This window comes from Rhizobium sp. TH135, assembly GCF_002855515.1.
Classification (GTDB): Bacteria; Pseudomonadota; Alphaproteobacteria; order Rhizobiales; family Rhizobiaceae; genus Allorhizobium.
Map to the genome: position 1 here is coordinate 155472 of NZ_PKRP01000008.1, position 15021 is coordinate 170492.

16 protein-coding genes are annotated in these 15021 nt (G+C 61.7%); 9 read left to right on the plus strand and 7 right to left on the minus strand.

Features of this window, described 5'->3' with window-relative positions:
• Window positions 1-2: 2 nt before the first annotated feature.
• Window positions 3-2114, minus strand: a complete 2112-nt coding sequence (locus C0V73_RS21815; protein WP_102022146.1) for an ATP-binding protein — start codon at window positions 2112-2114, stop codon at window positions 3-5.
• Window positions 2115-2459: 345 nt separating this feature from the next.
• Between C0V73_RS21815 and C0V73_RS21820 the strand changes: the two genes are divergently transcribed.
• Both C0V73_RS21820 and ilvN read left to right on the plus strand, forming a co-directional pair.
• Complete coding sequence (locus C0V73_RS21820) at window positions 2460-4238, plus strand: acetolactate synthase 3 large subunit (protein ID WP_102022126.1); 1779 nt, start codon at window positions 2460-2462, stop codon at window positions 4236-4238.
• 17 nt (window positions 4239-4255) lie between these two features.
• Complete coding sequence (gene ilvN / locus C0V73_RS21825; protein ID WP_102022127.1) at window positions 4256-4828, plus strand: acetolactate synthase small subunit; 573 nt, start codon at window positions 4256-4258, stop codon at window positions 4826-4828.
• 58 nt (window positions 4829-4886) lie between these two features.
• Here the strand turns inward: ilvN and C0V73_RS23420 are convergent, their stop codons facing one another.
• Complete coding sequence (locus C0V73_RS23420) at window positions 4887-5426, minus strand: metalloregulator ArsR/SmtB family transcription factor (protein ID WP_102022128.1); 540 nt, start codon at window positions 5424-5426, stop codon at window positions 4887-4889.
• A 161-nt stretch (window positions 5427-5587) separates the two neighbouring features.
• Entirely contained in the window at window positions 5588-6433 is an 846-nt protein-coding gene (locus C0V73_RS21835) for an aldo/keto reductase (RefSeq protein WP_102022129.1), read from the minus strand.
• Window positions 6434-6590: 157 nt separating this feature from the next.
• On the opposite strand from C0V73_RS21835, the gene C0V73_RS21840 reads away from it, so the two are divergent.
• The 5 genes from C0V73_RS21840 to C0V73_RS21860 all read left to right on the plus strand — a co-directional run bounded on the left by C0V73_RS21840 (window position 6591) and on the right by C0V73_RS21860 (window position 10071).
• Entirely contained in the window at window positions 6591-7184 is a 594-nt protein-coding gene (locus C0V73_RS21840; protein ID WP_102022130.1) for a LysE family translocator, read from the plus strand.
• Window positions 7185-7193: 9 nt separating this feature from the next.
• Window positions 7194-7850: a nitrile hydratase subunit alpha gene (gene nthA / locus C0V73_RS21845; RefSeq protein ID WP_102022131.1), complete on the plus strand. Its 657-nt coding sequence runs from the start codon at window positions 7194-7196 to the stop codon at window positions 7848-7850.
• Window positions 7847-8506 (plus strand): nitrile hydratase subunit beta, encoded by a 660-nt coding sequence (gene nthB, locus C0V73_RS21850; RefSeq protein WP_102022132.1) that lies wholly within the window; start codon window positions 7847-7849, stop codon window positions 8504-8506. The genes nthA and nthB overlap by 4 nt, the downstream gene beginning before the upstream one ends.
• Window positions 8493-8867, plus strand: a complete 375-nt coding sequence (locus C0V73_RS21855; protein ID WP_245408065.1) for a nitrile hydratase accessory protein — start codon at window positions 8493-8495, stop codon at window positions 8865-8867. The genes nthB and C0V73_RS21855 overlap by 14 nt, the downstream gene beginning before the upstream one ends.
• Window positions 8868-8940: 73 nt before the next feature.
• Window positions 8941-10071, plus strand: coding sequence for an ATP-dependent RecD-like DNA helicase (locus tag C0V73_RS21860; protein ID WP_102022133.1), 1131 nt, complete (start codon window positions 8941-8943; stop codon window positions 10069-10071).
• A 15-nt stretch (window positions 10072-10086) separates the two neighbouring features.
• On the opposite strand, the gene C0V73_RS21865 is transcribed toward C0V73_RS21860, so the two are convergent.
• From C0V73_RS21865 to C0V73_RS21875, 3 genes are all read right to left on the minus strand, one after another.
• Window positions 10087-10599 carry a DUF4405 domain-containing protein gene (locus tag C0V73_RS21865; RefSeq protein WP_102022134.1) on the minus strand — a complete coding sequence of 171 codons (513 nt, stop codon included), beginning with the start codon at window positions 10597-10599 and terminating at the stop codon, window positions 10087-10089.
• A 112-nt stretch (window positions 10600-10711) separates the two neighbouring features.
• Window positions 10712-11398: a MerR family transcriptional regulator gene (locus C0V73_RS21870; protein ID WP_102022135.1), complete on the minus strand. Its 687-nt coding sequence runs from the start codon at window positions 11396-11398 to the stop codon at window positions 10712-10714.
• A gap of 182 nt (window positions 11399-11580) precedes the next feature.
• The gene (locus C0V73_RS21875) at window positions 11581-12561 is read right to left on the minus strand and encodes a hypothetical protein (protein WP_102022136.1); all 981 of its coding nucleotides are present in this window, start codon (window positions 12559-12561) and stop codon (window positions 11581-11583) included.
• Between the two features lie 243 nt (window positions 12562-12804).
• Here C0V73_RS21875 and C0V73_RS21880 point away from each other — a divergent pair, with 243 nt between their 5' ends.
• Window positions 12805-13557: a pyridoxine 5'-phosphate synthase gene (locus C0V73_RS21880; protein WP_102022137.1), complete on the plus strand. Its 753-nt coding sequence runs from the start codon at window positions 12805-12807 to the stop codon at window positions 13555-13557.
• A gap of 3 nt (window positions 13558-13560) precedes the next feature.
• On the opposite strand, the gene C0V73_RS21885 is transcribed toward C0V73_RS21880, so the two are convergent.
• Window positions 13561-14280 (minus strand): aspartate/glutamate racemase family protein, encoded by a 720-nt coding sequence (locus tag C0V73_RS21885; protein WP_102022138.1) that lies wholly within the window; start codon window positions 14278-14280, stop codon window positions 13561-13563.
• Window positions 14281-14438: 158 nt separating this feature from the next.
• On the opposite strand from C0V73_RS21885, the gene C0V73_RS21890 reads away from it, so the two are divergent.
• The gene (locus tag C0V73_RS21890; RefSeq protein ID WP_102022148.1) at window positions 14439-14903 is read left to right on the plus strand and encodes an Lrp/AsnC family transcriptional regulator; all 465 of its coding nucleotides are present in this window, start codon (window positions 14439-14441) and stop codon (window positions 14901-14903) included.
• The last annotated feature ends 118 nt before the right edge of the window (window positions 14904-15021 follow it).

Sequence of the window (15021 nt, forward strand, 5' to 3'; positions counted from 1 at the left end):
TCTCAATCGCGCTTGTAGAGGCTGGAAAGCGGCTTCTTCAGAATGCTTTCCCGCAGCGACGATCCGCCCTCGCGACGGAGCGGCTGCGAACCGAAGGTCGTGGCCGGCGGCTCGGTTGAGAAGGCCGGCGCCGGGGCTTCTGGACGCGGACGCGGCACGTCGTCGAGACCTGCGCGCGGAAGCATGTCCGGGCGATAGGGCTCGATGGCCGGTGTCTCGGAGGCCGGCAGCGTGTGACGCTGGACAGGCGCTTCATAGGCCGGACGAGGAGCGGGCTGATAAGGCGACGCCGCTGGCGGTGCTGCGGGCACGGCCCGGGGACGCAGGCTTGCGCGCGGGTCGTCGTAAAAATCGTCGTCCAGTTCCTCGTCGTCATAGATGCCATCCGGCGCAGACGGGATGTCGTCGCGACTGAAGCCGTCGAAGCTTTGCTGGAAGGCGGAGATATCCGGCCCGACAATGGCGCGCATGCGGCCAACGATCGTGCGAAGGTCGACCGTATCCGGCGTCTCCTCCGTGTATTTGGCATTGACCCCGTTGGCCTTCGGCAGTGCCGATTCGTCGACGCGGCTGAAGCGCATGCGCATCGGGACGGCGATTGCCTCGCCGAACGCGATCGCTTCGCCATTGCCGATCGACGAGATGAAGCTTGTGGTCGAGATCGAGCTGTCGGGGATCGCCGAGCGGATGATTTCCTGGTCGCGGTCGTTGGCGAGGCGCATGGCAAACAGCGTCGAGCACTGCGACAGGATCGTCTGGTCGAGTTCGCCGGGACGCTGGGTAATGACGCCGAGGGACACGCCGTATTTACGGCCTTCCTTGGCGATGCGGGCAATCGCCTGGCGGGTCGGGAAGAAGCCGAGAGTGGGATCTGCGGGAACGTAACGGTGGGCTTCTTCGCAAACGACCAGCATATGGATCGCGCCGTTTGACCAGAGCGCCAGCTCGAAGGCCATGCGGCAGAGAACCGAGGCGACGGAATTCACGACTTCGGAGGGAATGCCGGCCAGCTGGAAGGTCGAGATCGGGCGGTGATCTCCCGGGATGCGGAAGATATGCGCGATCGTCTCCATGATCGTGTCGCTGATCGTGTTGTTGGAGAACATGAAGTGATAGCGGGGGTCGTTGACCGCCGACATAATGCGCATCTTCAGCGACCGCAGGAAGGGCTTCTCGCCGCGGCCCTCCAAACGGCCGATCCGCTCGTCGATGAGGGCCATGAGATCGGCGATACGGTAAGGCACCGGGGTGTCGGCCGTCATGGAGCTCTTGTCGGCCATGCGGCGCATCAGGGCGCTTTCGTTGCCACGGAAGGCGCGCTTGGCCTCGGGCATGAGATCGCGCAGGATGTCGAGCTCTTCCGGCACCGGCGGCCGCCCACGGAAGAGAACTTCCGCGAATTCCTCCAGCCGCATCAGCCAGAAGGGCAGGTCGAGCGTGTCGGTGTCGATGACGACGGCAAGCTCAGGGAAGGCGGCGGCGAATTCGTTGTGCGGGTCGAGGATCAGGATGCGCAGCTTTGGATCGCTCTCGATTGCCTTGCGCAGGAGAAGCGAGACGGCAGTCGATTTGCCGACGCCGGTCGAGCCGACGACGGCGAAGTGTTTCGACAGCATCGAGGGAATATGGATCGTCGCGTCGATCGTCTCGTCCTGGGTCAGCTTGCCGATGACTGCGGTGTCGTTGAGACGCGTATCGTAGATGCGCAGAAGGTCGGCTGCGCGGATGCGGTGCGCGATCGCGCCAAGATAGGGATAACGCGAGATACCGGTCGAGAATACTTCCTTGCCGTCGTCCTGGACATAGACCTCGCCCAGCAGCTCGACTTCGATCAGGAACTGGTTGTCGGCACCTTCGCCCCAGTCCTTGCCCTCGGTCTGCATCGAATAGGCGAGTGCCACGACACGGTTCTTGCCGACGCTTATCGAGATCAGCCGGCCGACGGACCAGAGTTCGGTTAGGTCGGTGCCGCCATCGGCGGCCACGGCTGCAATGGTCGCGCGCGAGCCATTACAGGCGACGACGCGTCCGAGCATCCGGTTGCCAGGCCGCATGCCATCGCGGCGCTCTTGTTCTCCGGCATCGCCGGACTTGTGAAGATCATCGTTCAACAAGCGCATTCTCCCTGCTGGCGCAAGCTTAGGGTCGAGCGCTTAAAATTTCGTGTAATCGGTTAGCCGCGCAGTGAGATTTGATCGGGCTGTGCGCAACAAACTTTCGCGAGCGGCGGCGAAAATTTCCGAAAGATGCGTTGACGCTGGGGTGCTTTCTGGCTAACACTTCGCTCCATGAAAAACTCGGTTGTACTTATCGTGGTGGGACGGCGCATGGGCAGGATGGTGTAACCATCCGGCGATAGCCACCCATGCGCTAGATGACAGGCTCCTCAAGGGGCCTTTTTTTATGCCCTAAACCGGGTTATCAGCCCCAAAAACCAAGAAGGCAGATGGAAACACAGCATGACGGGTAAAGACAATCAGATGACTGGCGCCGAGATCGTCCTGCGCGCGCTCAAGGATAACGGTGTCGAGCATATCTTCGGCTATCCCGGTGGGGCCGTGCTTCCGATCTATGATGAGATCTTCCAGCAGGAAGACATCCAGCACATCCTGGTGCGCCACGAGCAGGGTGCCGGCCACGCAGCCGAAGGCTACGCGCGCTCGACCGGCAAGGTTGGCGTCATGCTGGTTACGTCTGGCCCTGGTGCGACCAATGCGGTGACTCCGCTGCAGGACGCGCTGATGGACAGCGTTCCGCTGGTCTGCATCTCCGGCCAGGTCCCGACCTCGCTGATCGGCTCTGATGCCTTCCAGGAATGCGACACCGTCGGTATCACGCGCCCCTGCACCAAGCACAACTGGCTGGTCAAGGACGTCAACCAGCTGGCCTCGATCATCCATGAAGCCTTCCGCATTGCCCAGACGGGTCGTCCGGGTCCGGTTCTCGTCGATATCCCGAAGGACATCCAGTTCGCCACCGGCACCTATACGCCGCCGGATGCGCACAAGGCGCTGAAGAGCTACCAGCCGAAGGTGACCGGTGACGCCCGCGCCATTCAGGCAGCCGTGGAACTGATGGCGACGGCTCGCCGGCCGATCATCTATTCGGGTGGTGGCGTCATCAATTCCGGTCCGGAGGCTACCAAGCTGCTGCGCGAACTGGTTTCGCTGACCGACTTCCCCATCACCTCGACGCTGATGGGCCTCGGCTGCTATCCGGCTTCGGGCAAGAACTGGCTCGGCATGCTTGGCATGCATGGTTCTTACGAAGCGAACATGGCGATGCATGACTGTGACGTCATGGTCTGCATCGGCGCGCGCTTCGACGACCGTATCACTGGCCGCCTCAACGCGTTCTCGCCGAATTCTAAGAAGATCCACATCGACATCGATCCGTCGTCGATCAACAAGAATGTCCGCGTTGACGTTCCGATCACCGGCGATGTCGGTCGGGTGCTCGAAGACATGGTCCGCGCCTGGCGTGCCCTGCCGAAGAAGCCTGAGGCATCGCAGACGGCCGAATGGAACGCGAGCATTGCCAAGTGGCGCGCCCGCAACTCCTTCGCCTACACGCCGTCCAAGGATGTCATCATGCCGCAATATGCGCTGCAGCGGCTCTATGAGCTGACCAAGCATCGCGACACCTACATCACGACGGAAGTCGGCCAGCATCAGATGTGGGCAGCCCAGTATATCGGTTTCGAACAGCCGAACCGCTGGATGACCTCGGGCGGTCTCGGTACGATGGGCTACGGCCTGCCGGCCGCGATCGGTGTTCAGGTCGCGCATCCCGATGCCCTCGTCATTGATGTCGCGGGCGATGCCTCGATCCAGATGTGCATTCAGGAAATGTCCTGCGCCATCCAGTACGAGCTGCCGGTGAAGATCTTCATCCTGAACAACCAGTACATGGGTATGGTGCGCCAGTGGCAGCAGTTGCTGCATGGCAACCGTCTGTCGAGCTCCTACACGGAAGCCATGCCTGACTTCGTCAAGCTGGCGGAAGCCTATGGTGCGGTCGGTATCCGTTGCGAAAAGCCCGACGATCTCGATGGTGCCATCCAGGAGATGGTTGACGTGAAGAAGCCCGTCATCTTCGATTGCCGCGTGGCCAATCTCGCCAACTGCTTCCCGATGATCCCGTCGGGCAAGGCACATAACGAGATGCTGCTGCCGGATGAGGCAACTGACGAAGCCGTCGCCACTGCCATCGATGCCAAGGGCCGTCAGCTCGTCTGACCGGGAGGAAAAAGACCATGAACGCACATCTTCAGCCGACCGGTTCGGCCTACTTCATCGCCAAGGAAACCTCCGCCATCGAGAGCCACACGCTCTCGGTGCTGGTGGACAACGAGCCGGGCGTTCTCGCCCGGGTCATCGGTCTGTTCTCCGGTCGCGGCTACAACATCGAAAGCCTGACGGTTTCGGAGACCGAGCATGAGGCGCATCTCTCGCGCATCACGATCGTCACGCGCGGCACGCCGGGTGTTCTCGAGCAGATCAAGGCGCAGCTTGAGCGCATCGTGCCAGTGCACCGCGTCCTCGACCTGACGGTTCGCGCCAAAGAACTCGGCCAGGAGCGCCCGATCGAGCGGGAAGTGGCCCTGGTGAAGGTCGTATCCTCGGGCGAAATGCGCGCCGAGACGCTACGTCTGGCGGATGCCTTCCACGCCAAGGTGGTGGACGCGACCGTCGACCATTTCATCTTCGAGATCACGGGCAAGTCGTCGAAGATCGACCAGTTCGTCTCGATCATGAAGCCGCTCGGCCTCAACGAGATCTGCCGCACCGGGATCGCCGCGATGAACCGTGGTTCGCAAGGCATGTAAGGAATTCGCGATTTCGCGAAATGAAGAAGGGCGGCCTTGCGGTCGCCCTTTTTTGTTTTCAGTTCATGCCGAGCAGATCGAGAAGGCCCATCTGCTGCGGTGCCGGCGGCAGGTCGGCTTCTGCCTTTTTCGGCTTGTCCTTGGCCGGCTTTTCGCTTGCAGGCTTCGCCTTGGCTTTCTTCTCGGCCTTCTTTCCCGAAGATTCGGTGACGGCTTCGTCAGCCTTCTTCTTGGCAGACTTCTTCGGCGGCGTCGGTGTGTCCTCTGCCGTTTCCACGTCGGCCTCGTCGTCCGGCGCGATGGTCGTGGTGAGCATGGCCATGAGAGCGTGGCGCAGTGCCGCCGGCCTCAGGCTGTAGTGAATGTACTGGCCCTTCTTCTCGCCCTCGATCAGTTCGGCATTTTCCAGGATCGACAAGTGTTGGGAGATCGAGGGCTTCGCCATGTCGAAGCGGGCGGCGATTTCGCCGGCGGTCAGGGTCGACTGGGAGAGGTGTACCAGCATCATGCGGCGCGGATAGGAGGCGAGCGCGTGGAAGACGCGGGACGAGGTCTTGTCCATTGCCGGATGTACTTCGGTTTTTCCGCGTTTTGCCATGTCGTCCCTCAGCAGTGCGGCTCTTTCTCCGCAATTCTCGAATTAGGCAATCTCCTAATTTCCTGAGGGGCTCGCGTAAAGTGCCGGAAATGCAGGGCCTGTGGATAGATCGCGATTTCCCGATGCGTGGGGAGGGGCGGGAGCGCTCGCTTCCTTTTCGTCTACAGCATCGCCAGCGGCACTTTTCGAGATGGTGGCGGGAAGGCCGCGTCGAGGCGCGCCCAGTCCTCGTCGGAGATGTCGAGATCGACGGCCTCCCGGTTTTCCTGCAGGCGGCGCAGGTTCGAGGTCTTCGGGATCGGGATCACGCTTTCGCGCTCCAGCAGGAAGGCGAGGGCCACTTGCGCCGGGGTCGCTTGGTAAGCCTTGGCGACATGGATCAGTTCAGGGTGCTGGAGGATGCGGCCCTGCTCAATCGGCGAATAGGCCATGACCGGGATCTTGTGCTCCTGGCACCATGGCAGGAGGTCGAATTCGATGCCGCGGCGGGAGAGGTTGTAGAGCACCTGGTTGACGGCGCAGGTCTCGCCATCGGCCACCGAGAAAAGCTCCTCCATGTCGTCGACATCGAAATTCGAGACGCCCCAGGCGCGGATGCGGCCGGCCGTCTTCAGCTCTTCCATCGCAGCGACCGTGTCTTCGAGCGGATGTTCGCCCCGCCAATGCAGGAGGTAGAGATCGAGGTGATCGGTGCCGAGGCGGTTGAGGCTCGCGTGGCAGGCCTTGATCGTGCCGTCGTAACTGGCATTCCAGGGAAGGACCTTCGAGACGAGGACGGCATCCTCGCGCCGCTCCTTCAGCGCCTCGCCGACGATGCGCTCGGCCCCACCGTCGCCATACATCTCGGCCGTGTCGATCACGGTCATGCCGAGGTCCAGCGCCAGCCTGACGGCATCGACTTCGGCTTTCGCGGCCGATCTTTCCTCACCCATCATCCAGGTGCCAAAGCCGAGGCTTGGAATTTCCTCGCCGCCCGGCAGGGTGACAGTCGGAATGGCATCATGCATGGTGAAACTCCTCAGGGCGGGATGGTTGGAGGATAGCCACACGACCGAGGGAGGCAAGCGGCAATTGCTGCGTCGCTTCGTGTCACCATAACAAGAATGCGGCTGGTGCCGGCCAACATGACAGCTAGGCTGACATAAAAATTCGGGAGAAACATTCATGTCGGCCGACACGCTGTTCGCGCTCGTCCTCTTCGCCTTTGCGACCTCGATCACCCCAGGTCCCAACAACATGATGCTGTTTGCCTCCGGGGTGAACTTCGGCTTTCGGCGGACCATTCCGCATATGCTGGGCATCGGCGCTGGCTTCCTGTCGCTCTTGCTCGGCGTTGGGCTGGGCCTCGGCGCGCTTCTGTCCGCCTATCCGCCGGCCTTCATCGCGCTCAAGGTCGCCGGCGGGCTCTACCTGCTGTGGATTGCCTGGAAGATCGGCTCCTCCCGGTCGATGAGCGAGGGAGATGCCAAGGCGAGGCCGATGACATTTCTGGGTGCCGCTGCCTTTCAATGGGTCAATCCGAAGGCCTGGGTGATGGCGATCACGGCCATGGCGGTCTATCCCAACCCGGAGCAATATGCTCTGACAGTCGCCATCGTCGCGCTTGTGTTCGCCGCCGTCAACGTGCCCAGTGTCTCGACCTGGGCGGGCTTTGGTTCGGCGCTGCGGGAGTGGCTGTCGGTGCCGGTGCGGCTCAAATGGTTCAACATCACCATGGCGGTGCTTTTGGTGCTCAGCCTTTGGCCCATGCTGAAATAGGAACGTCCAATGTCCGGCCATCACCACGACGACGATCATCATCACCATCATCATGGTCATGATCACCATCACGACAACCAGTATTCAGACATGCAGGCGCGGGTGAAGGCGCTTGAAACGCTGCTGACTGAAAAGGGCCTGATTGACCCGGCCGCCATCGATGCGATCGTCGAGACCTATGAGACGAAGGTGGGCCCAAGAAACGGCGCGCGGGTCGTGGCGAAGGCCTGGGTCGATCCCGAGTTCGCCGGCTGGCTGAAGCGCGATGCAACAGCGGCGATCGCGAGCCTCGGCTATACCGGCCGGCAGGGCGAGCACATGCGGGCCGTCTTCAATACGCCGGATACCCACAATCTCGTCGTCTGCACGCTGTGCTCTTGTTACCCGTGGTCGGTGCTCGGTCTGCCGCCGGTCTGGTACAAGGCGCCGGCCTATCGCTCGCGGGCGGTGATCGATCCGCGCGGCGTGCTCGCTGAATTCGGCGTGACCTTGCCGGAGACAATGGGCATTCGCGTCTGGGATTCGACGGCAGAGTTGCGCTATCTGGTCGTGCCTCTACGCCCAGCAGGGACGGAAGGACTGGACGAAGAGGCACTCGCCAAGCTCGTGACGCGCGACTCGATGATCGGGACCGGTCTCGCGTTGTCGTCGGAGGTCCTGGCATGAATGGGCCACATGATCTTGGTGGGCAAATGGGCTTCGGTCCGGTCGCGCCTGAGAAAGACGAACCATACTTTCATGCGGAATGGGAGAAGCGGGCGCTCGGCATCACGCTGTCCTGCGGAGCATTCGGTGCCTGGTCGATCGACGAGAGTCGGCATGCGCGGGAGAATATTCCGCCTGCCAGCTATCTGGCAGCGAGCTATTACGAGGTCTGGATAAGGGGCGTCGACATGCTGCTGCAGCGGCATGGTTTTGCCACTGCCGAGGAGTTGGCATCGGGGCATCATCTCGAACAGGGTCGAGCGCCGAAGCGCGTCCTGAAGGCCGAGATGGTCGAAGGTGTGCTGGCCCGTGGCGGGCCTTGCGACCGACCCGTCGAGACCGAGCCGAAATTTGCCGTCGGCGACCGCGTGCGGACGAAGAATTTCCATCCGACCGGCCACACGCGTCTGCCGCGTTACGCCCGGGCGAAAACGGGTGTGGTCGAGGCCGTTCAAGGTGGTTTCGTTTTCCCTGATGATAGTGCCCATGGACGTAGTGAAAACCCGCAATGGGTCTACACGGTCGTGTTCACGGGCGACGAGATCTGGGGCGAGGGCGCCGACCCGACGCTGACCGTCTCGATCGATGCCTGGGAGAGCTATGTTGAGCGCGTGTGACACGGTGACCGATCTTACGGCATCGCCGGGCTTGCCGCGGTCGCCCGAAGGCGCCCCCGTCTTCGCCGAACCCTGGCATGCGCAGGCCTTCGCCATGACGGTGCATCTGCATGCGCGCGACGTGTTCAGCTGGACGGAATGGGCAGAGAGCCTGTCTGCCGAAGTGCATCGACCGGGGCGGGCGACTGACGGGTCCGACTATTTCGACGCCTGGGTCGCGGCATTGGCCGGACTGCTGGAGCGCAAGGGGCTGGCCGACCGCGAGACAGTCGAAGCTTTGCGGGAAAGCTGGCAGCGGGCGGCAGAGGCGACGCCGCATGGTGCGCCGATCGAGCTTGCCAACGACCCACTTCGGACCTGATGTCCACGATTTGTTCTGATTTCCCCGGCTTTGGCCTTGCATCGGGCCAACGAATCCGCGCATGACCTAGGCCATGCAATTCGCGCCCCAGCAAGACGAGGCCCTCAAGGCCGTTTCGAAATGGCTGAAAGAGGGGAAAACCCCTGTCTTCCGGCTGTTCGGCTATGCCGGAACGGGCAAGACGACGCTTGCCAAGCATTTCGCCGAGCATGTTGACGGCGACGTGCTGTTTGCGGCCTTCACCGGAAAAGCGGCGCAGGTCTTGCGCTCGCGTGGCGCATCGAATGCCAAGACCATTCACTCGCTGATTTACCGCCCGCGCGGCGAGGAGGCCGTCGAGGACGAGGAAACCGGCAAGACCTCGATTGCGCCGATGTTCTCGATCAACCGCCAGAGCCCGGTCGCCAAGGCTGCCTTGATCGTCATCGACGAATGCTCGATGGTCGACGAGGCGCTCGGCCGCGACCTGATGAGCTTCGGCACGCCGATCCTGGTGCTCGGCGATCCCGGCCAGTTGCCACCGGTCTCCGGCGGGGGCTTTTTCACGGATCAGGAGCCGGACTATCTGCTCACCGAGATCCATCGCCAGGCGCGCGACAATCCGATCATCCAGCTCGCGATGCATATCCGCGAGGGCAAGGAGATCATGTATGGCGATTACGGCTCGACCGCGCGCGTGATCTCGAAGAACGAGGTGACGCAGGATCTCGTGCTCGGGGCCGATCAGGTGCTGGTCGGGACGAACAAGACGCGGCGTCGCTACAACATGCGCCTGCGTGAGCTCAAAGGGTTCACCGTCGACTATCCGCAGGCCGGCGACAAGCTGGTGTGCCTGAGGAACGATCAGGTAAAGGGCCTGCTGAACGGCTCGCTCTGGCAGGTGATGACGTCGTCGCGCGAGACGGTGAAGCCGGGCATCAACCTCCTCATCAAGCCTGAAGACGACGACATGGATCGCGGTGCGGCGAAGATCAAGCTGCTCAAGGACGCGTTCGCGGATATCGAGACGGAGATACCCTGGTCGACGCGCAAGCGTTACGACGAGTTCGACTACGGTTATGCGCTGACAGTCCACAAGGCCCAGGGCTCGCAGTGGAACGACGTCGTGCTGTTCGACGAGAGTTGGGCGTTTCGCGACACCCGTGAGCGCTGGCTCTATACGGCGGTTACCCGTGCGGCGGAGACGCTCACCATCGTTCGGTGAGCGCTTCGTTCGAAATCATTTCGCTTTCAGGGCGGCGAGCGTTGCCATCAGTGCCATCGTGTCCTTGCCGGATGCTGTCGCGATCTCGGAGAGAGGTGTTGCGGCGTTGGCGGTGGTGAAGCCGGCTTGCTTGAGTGCCGTGACCACATCTGTTTCCGCCCTTCCGAGCAGTGGTGCCACCTGTGCCGGCGTGCCGCCGGCCACCACATTGACCATGGCGAAAGCCGGGTTGCCGCCCGCGCCGCTCGCTGTGCCCGTGATCGCCGGCCAGGCAAAAGCGAGGCCGGCGACGAGACAGAGGCCGAGCGACAGGGCCATCGGTACCCGCTTGAAATAGGCAAGGAACGGGCGCCAGTTTTTCCAGACATGCAGGATGAAGGGCAGGATCAGCACCATGCTCAGCCATTCATGCATCTCGCGGAAAGCGGCCGTTCCATAATGGAAGAAGAGCGCGATGCCCGAAATCAGGGACACGAGAAACAGCCCTGTCGTGAAGGGCGTGGCGTAGCGCGAGAGAAGGTTGGGCATGGAAAAGGCCTCGGTCTGCGTGGATGCTATCCGCTCCTAGCGCCGCCGCCCGCTGCTGTCCCGTTAAACTTCCTTCACTTTTGACGATCCTCAAGCCGCCGCTCAAGCACCGTCAGTTTGCCACCATGCCAAGAAGGACTGCCTTTGCGACGGCCTGAAACCGGTTCTGCGCGCCGAGCTTGCCGGCAATGTTTACTTCGAGCTCGACAACCTCATCCGCTTTCAGTTCCAACGTTCGGGCAATGCGGATCGAGGTATAGCCTTCCGCCATCAACTGGAGGCATCGGGTTTCCATGTCGTCGAGCTCAGGCCCTCTCTGCTCGATGCCAAGGCGCCCGGGGGCCGCATCCTCATGCTCAAGTAGCGCATTGAGTTGCTGAAGCTGGCGATGGACGGTCGAAAGATTGGCGGCTAGTTCCCGGCGGCGTGCCAGCAAGGCCTCCTCGAGAATGAGATTGGCTTCGCTCTTGGACGTCGCGTTCGACAGGGTGTCGAACAGGTCCTGGATAACCGACACCGGCATGCCCACCTCGCGGCAGACATTGATGAGTGCCATGCGCGCAACTTCGTTTCGCCCGTAGACGCGCATCAGGCCGATCCGCTGTGCTGAGATCAGGCCCTTTTCCTCGTAGAAATGCAGTGTCCTGTGGGTGACGCCGAAAAACTCCGCCATTTCCGCAATGGCGACAGGTTCCTTCGGTGGGGGCCTGTTCAAGGCGATATCCGGAATGAACATGCCCTTCGCGCTGGGCCCGGATGCACTGGTGATCGGTTGCAGATGATATGTTCCGTTCGACATGTTCCCCCTCCATGTTCAGTGTCGACGTGTCTGCCAGAGCCGATGGTCCGCTGCTTGTTGTTTGCCGTTCCTCCGTATTGTGTTTCGAATCTCCGCCACTTTGAAGCGTATAGTATATTCAATATTCGTGAAATAAATTTTCGAGCGGTTTCGTTACCAAGCGAGAGGGGCTCGAGCCGAGTTCAGCGCGGCAGGGAGGAGCGTGCGATGAGCTTGGACATCTCGGTGATGATTTCACCGCCTGGGCTGAGACCCGCCCATTCCTGCTGGGAGCGACGGGCGCTGATATAGGCGGCGTCGGTGCCTTCGAGGGTGTAGCGATAGGTCGCATCGAGGCATTTCATCTGGCCGGTCGAAAGTTCGTTTCTGTGGCAGAAGCGGTAGATGGCGCCCGGGATCGTGAGGTTCGCTCCAGCGAACTGATTGGCGATGGCACCGATCTCGAGGCTATCGCCGGTCGTCTCGAACATGCCGGTCGTGATCGGCACATCGCTGCGTGACCGAAGGTGGCGCAAGCGCAGTTTCAACGTGTTGCCAAGCCCTTGGGCCTTCAGCTCGAAATGGAGCGGGTGAGGCGCTCCTCCTTCAAACTGCGGCCGCTCGTCTGGGCTGGCAAAGCACACAGCCCACAAACGTGAACTCCAGAGACGCGTGGCGTTGATGAAGATCGACGCCAGCTGATCGCTGCTGTCGGGCTTGCTGATGAACAGACGCGGGAGGGAGGCTCTGCCATCCACCGCCATCTGGTCGCCCTCGTCCGCGAAAGGCGCTTCGATCAGATCCACGCCGTTGCCGGCTTTCAGAGGATGCGTCTCGTCGTCGGTCCGCTCGTAAACGGGGACATAGCCGCCGAGCGGAATGCGGATCCGCAGCGTTTCGTGGCGGCCTTCGCAGGCGTAGAACTGGTTCAAGAGCTTGCGCAGCTTGCCGGCCTGGACACGGACCAGCGGATCGGTACCCGGATCGAAGCCGTGGCTGCGGCTGAAGACGTCGATGCCGATCGTATAGCCCTTCAGCTGATGAGAGAGGCCGAGCTGCTCCATCTCGACGACGAACTTGAGAAAGGAGCGTAGTCGCTCGGAGCGCGCGAATGTCTGGCTCCGCAGCACGCGCTGAAGGGCTTCCGATACCTGACCGCCATCGATCCTAGCTTCCATCGACATAGCTGCTCCAAACCGTTTCGGTGGACGCCTGCGCCATCCGCCACCGCGCATTTGTGCGTTCCGTCACAATCAGGAGCTTGAGTAGCGGATGGGGGCGAGGGGTCAATACCCCAAAGTCTAGGGGGTGCTGGCAGTTGCCATGCATCAATTTCGCGCATCGGATTATTTGCGATTCTCGTTGGTCTTCAGTCTCGGGATGCCGTAAGGATGCCGCCTACATCTTCATCGCCGGATCATGCCGCCATGCCTGCCAAGCTCTCCGTCAATCTCAATGCCATCGCCATGCTGCGGAACCGCCGCGATCTCCCCTGGCCTGATGTGGCCGATCTCGGGCGGATCGCGCTGAGGGCGGGTGCGAGCGGTCTGACCGTGCATCCCCGGCCAGACCAGCGTCATATCCGCTTCAGCGATCTGCCGATCTTGAGGGCTCTGATCGACGACGAGTTTCCCTCCGCCGAGTTCAATATCGAGGGCTATCCGAGCGAGGACTTCCTGGCGCTTTGCGAAGCGACCGAGCCGGAGCAGGTAACGCTGGTTCCCGATGATCCGTCCCAGGCGACCTCGGATCACGGTTGGGATCTCGACAAGCACCAGGACTTCCTGAAGGGCGTGGTCACGCGCCTCAAGGCTAAGGGTATGCGGGTGTCGCTCTTCGTTGACGGGGACGGACGCGCGGAGGCCATGGCGCTTGCAAAGGCGACCGGTGCGGAGCGTGTCGAGCTCTATACCGGTCCTTATGGCGGTTGCTACGACAATCCCGACGAAGCTGCGCGGCAGGTCGAACTGCTCGGACTGACGGCCGATGCCGCCTCGGAGCAAGGTCTTGCTGTCAACGCCGGCCACGACCTCACGGTTGCCAACCTGCCGCTTCTGGTGAAGCGTATTCCGCAGCTCGCGGAAGTGTCGATCGGCCATGGCCTGACGGCCGATGCGCTCGAATATGGCATGGCCGAGACCGTCAGGCGCTTCTGCCGCGCCTGCGGCCAGACGATCTGAGCGTCAGGCGGCCTGCCTGCCAAGCGTGCCGGCAAGCGCGAATTCGACGGCCGCGTCCGCATGGATGGTCGTCGAGTCGTAGCCTTGAAGCGGCAGGTGTGCCGGATCCAGGATCAGGCAGATCTCGGTGCAGCCGAGGATGACGCTGTCGGCGCCGTCTGCGCGTGCCTTGTCGATGATCGCCATCAGTTTCTCCCGCGAACAATTCTTGACGTGTCCGGCGCAGAGTTCGTCGAAGATGATGTCATGCGTCGTTGTGCGGCCGCCCGCATCGGGAACCATGACCTCGACGCCCTGGCGGCGCATGCGCTCAGCATAAAAGCCGTGTTCCATCGTATAGCGGGTTGCAAGCAGAAGTGGGCGGCGAGCGCCATTCCTGACCAGGCTTGCGGCAGTTTCATCGATGATGTTGATCAGCGGGATCGCGACGCGGGCGGCGACCTCATCGGCAACCAGATGCATGGTGTTGGTGCAGATCAGGATGCAGTCCGCGCCTGCGCGCTCCAGGCCTTCGGCGGCGCGTGCCAGTCTGTCGGCAGCCTGGTCCCAGCGACCGGCCTTCTGCAGGGCAACGATCTCTTCGAAATTGACGGAGTGCATAATGATTTCGCCGGAGGCGAGGCCGCCCAGCCGGGCGCGCACGGTCTCGTTGATCTGGCGGTAGTAGACCGCCGAGCTTTCGAAACTCATTCCGCCAATCAAACCAATCGTCCGCATGTCCATCCCTCGTGTTTGTGATGGGGAAAGAATGATGCATATGCCGTGCGCAGCGTTTGCGTTTTGACGGACAAATGCGGTTGTTGCGGTGCTGTGGTTTCGGCCATATGATCATCAAGCGCTGATTTTTTGCGCGCTTGGCCAATTGCATCGGAGTGGATAGCGTGATCGACGGTAGAGACAGGAAGATTCTCGACATCCTCCAGCGGGATGCCGCCACGCCTGTCACAGATATCGCCGAGAAGGTTTCCCTCTCGGTGTCAGCCTGCTCGCGGCGCATTCAGAAGCTTGAGGAAAGCGGCTACATCGCGCGGCGGATTGTGGTGCTAGACCGCGAAAAGAGCGGCGTGCCGACCACTGTTTATGCGCTGGTAAAGACCGCTCACCATGCCGATGACTGGATCGAAGAGTTTCGGCGCGCCATCAGCGACATTCCGGAGATCGTCGAGGCGCATCGGCTCACTGGTCACTACGACTATATTTTGAAGGTCGTCTTGCCGCGCGTGGAGCACTACGATGTCGTCTATCGGAGGCTCGTCAAGCGGGTCGAACTGTTTGACGTGTCCGCCTCCATTTCCATGGAAACGCTCAAGCAAGGCTTTGCCGTGCCGGTGGACTACGCCGAATAAAGCCCACATCCCTCCAAACAGAAAAAGGCCCCGGGGCCGAAGCCCCGAGGCCCACCACGCACCCTTGAATTAGGAGGCGTTGGAAACCGTGCGGTTGACCAGGGTCACCGACTTGTCG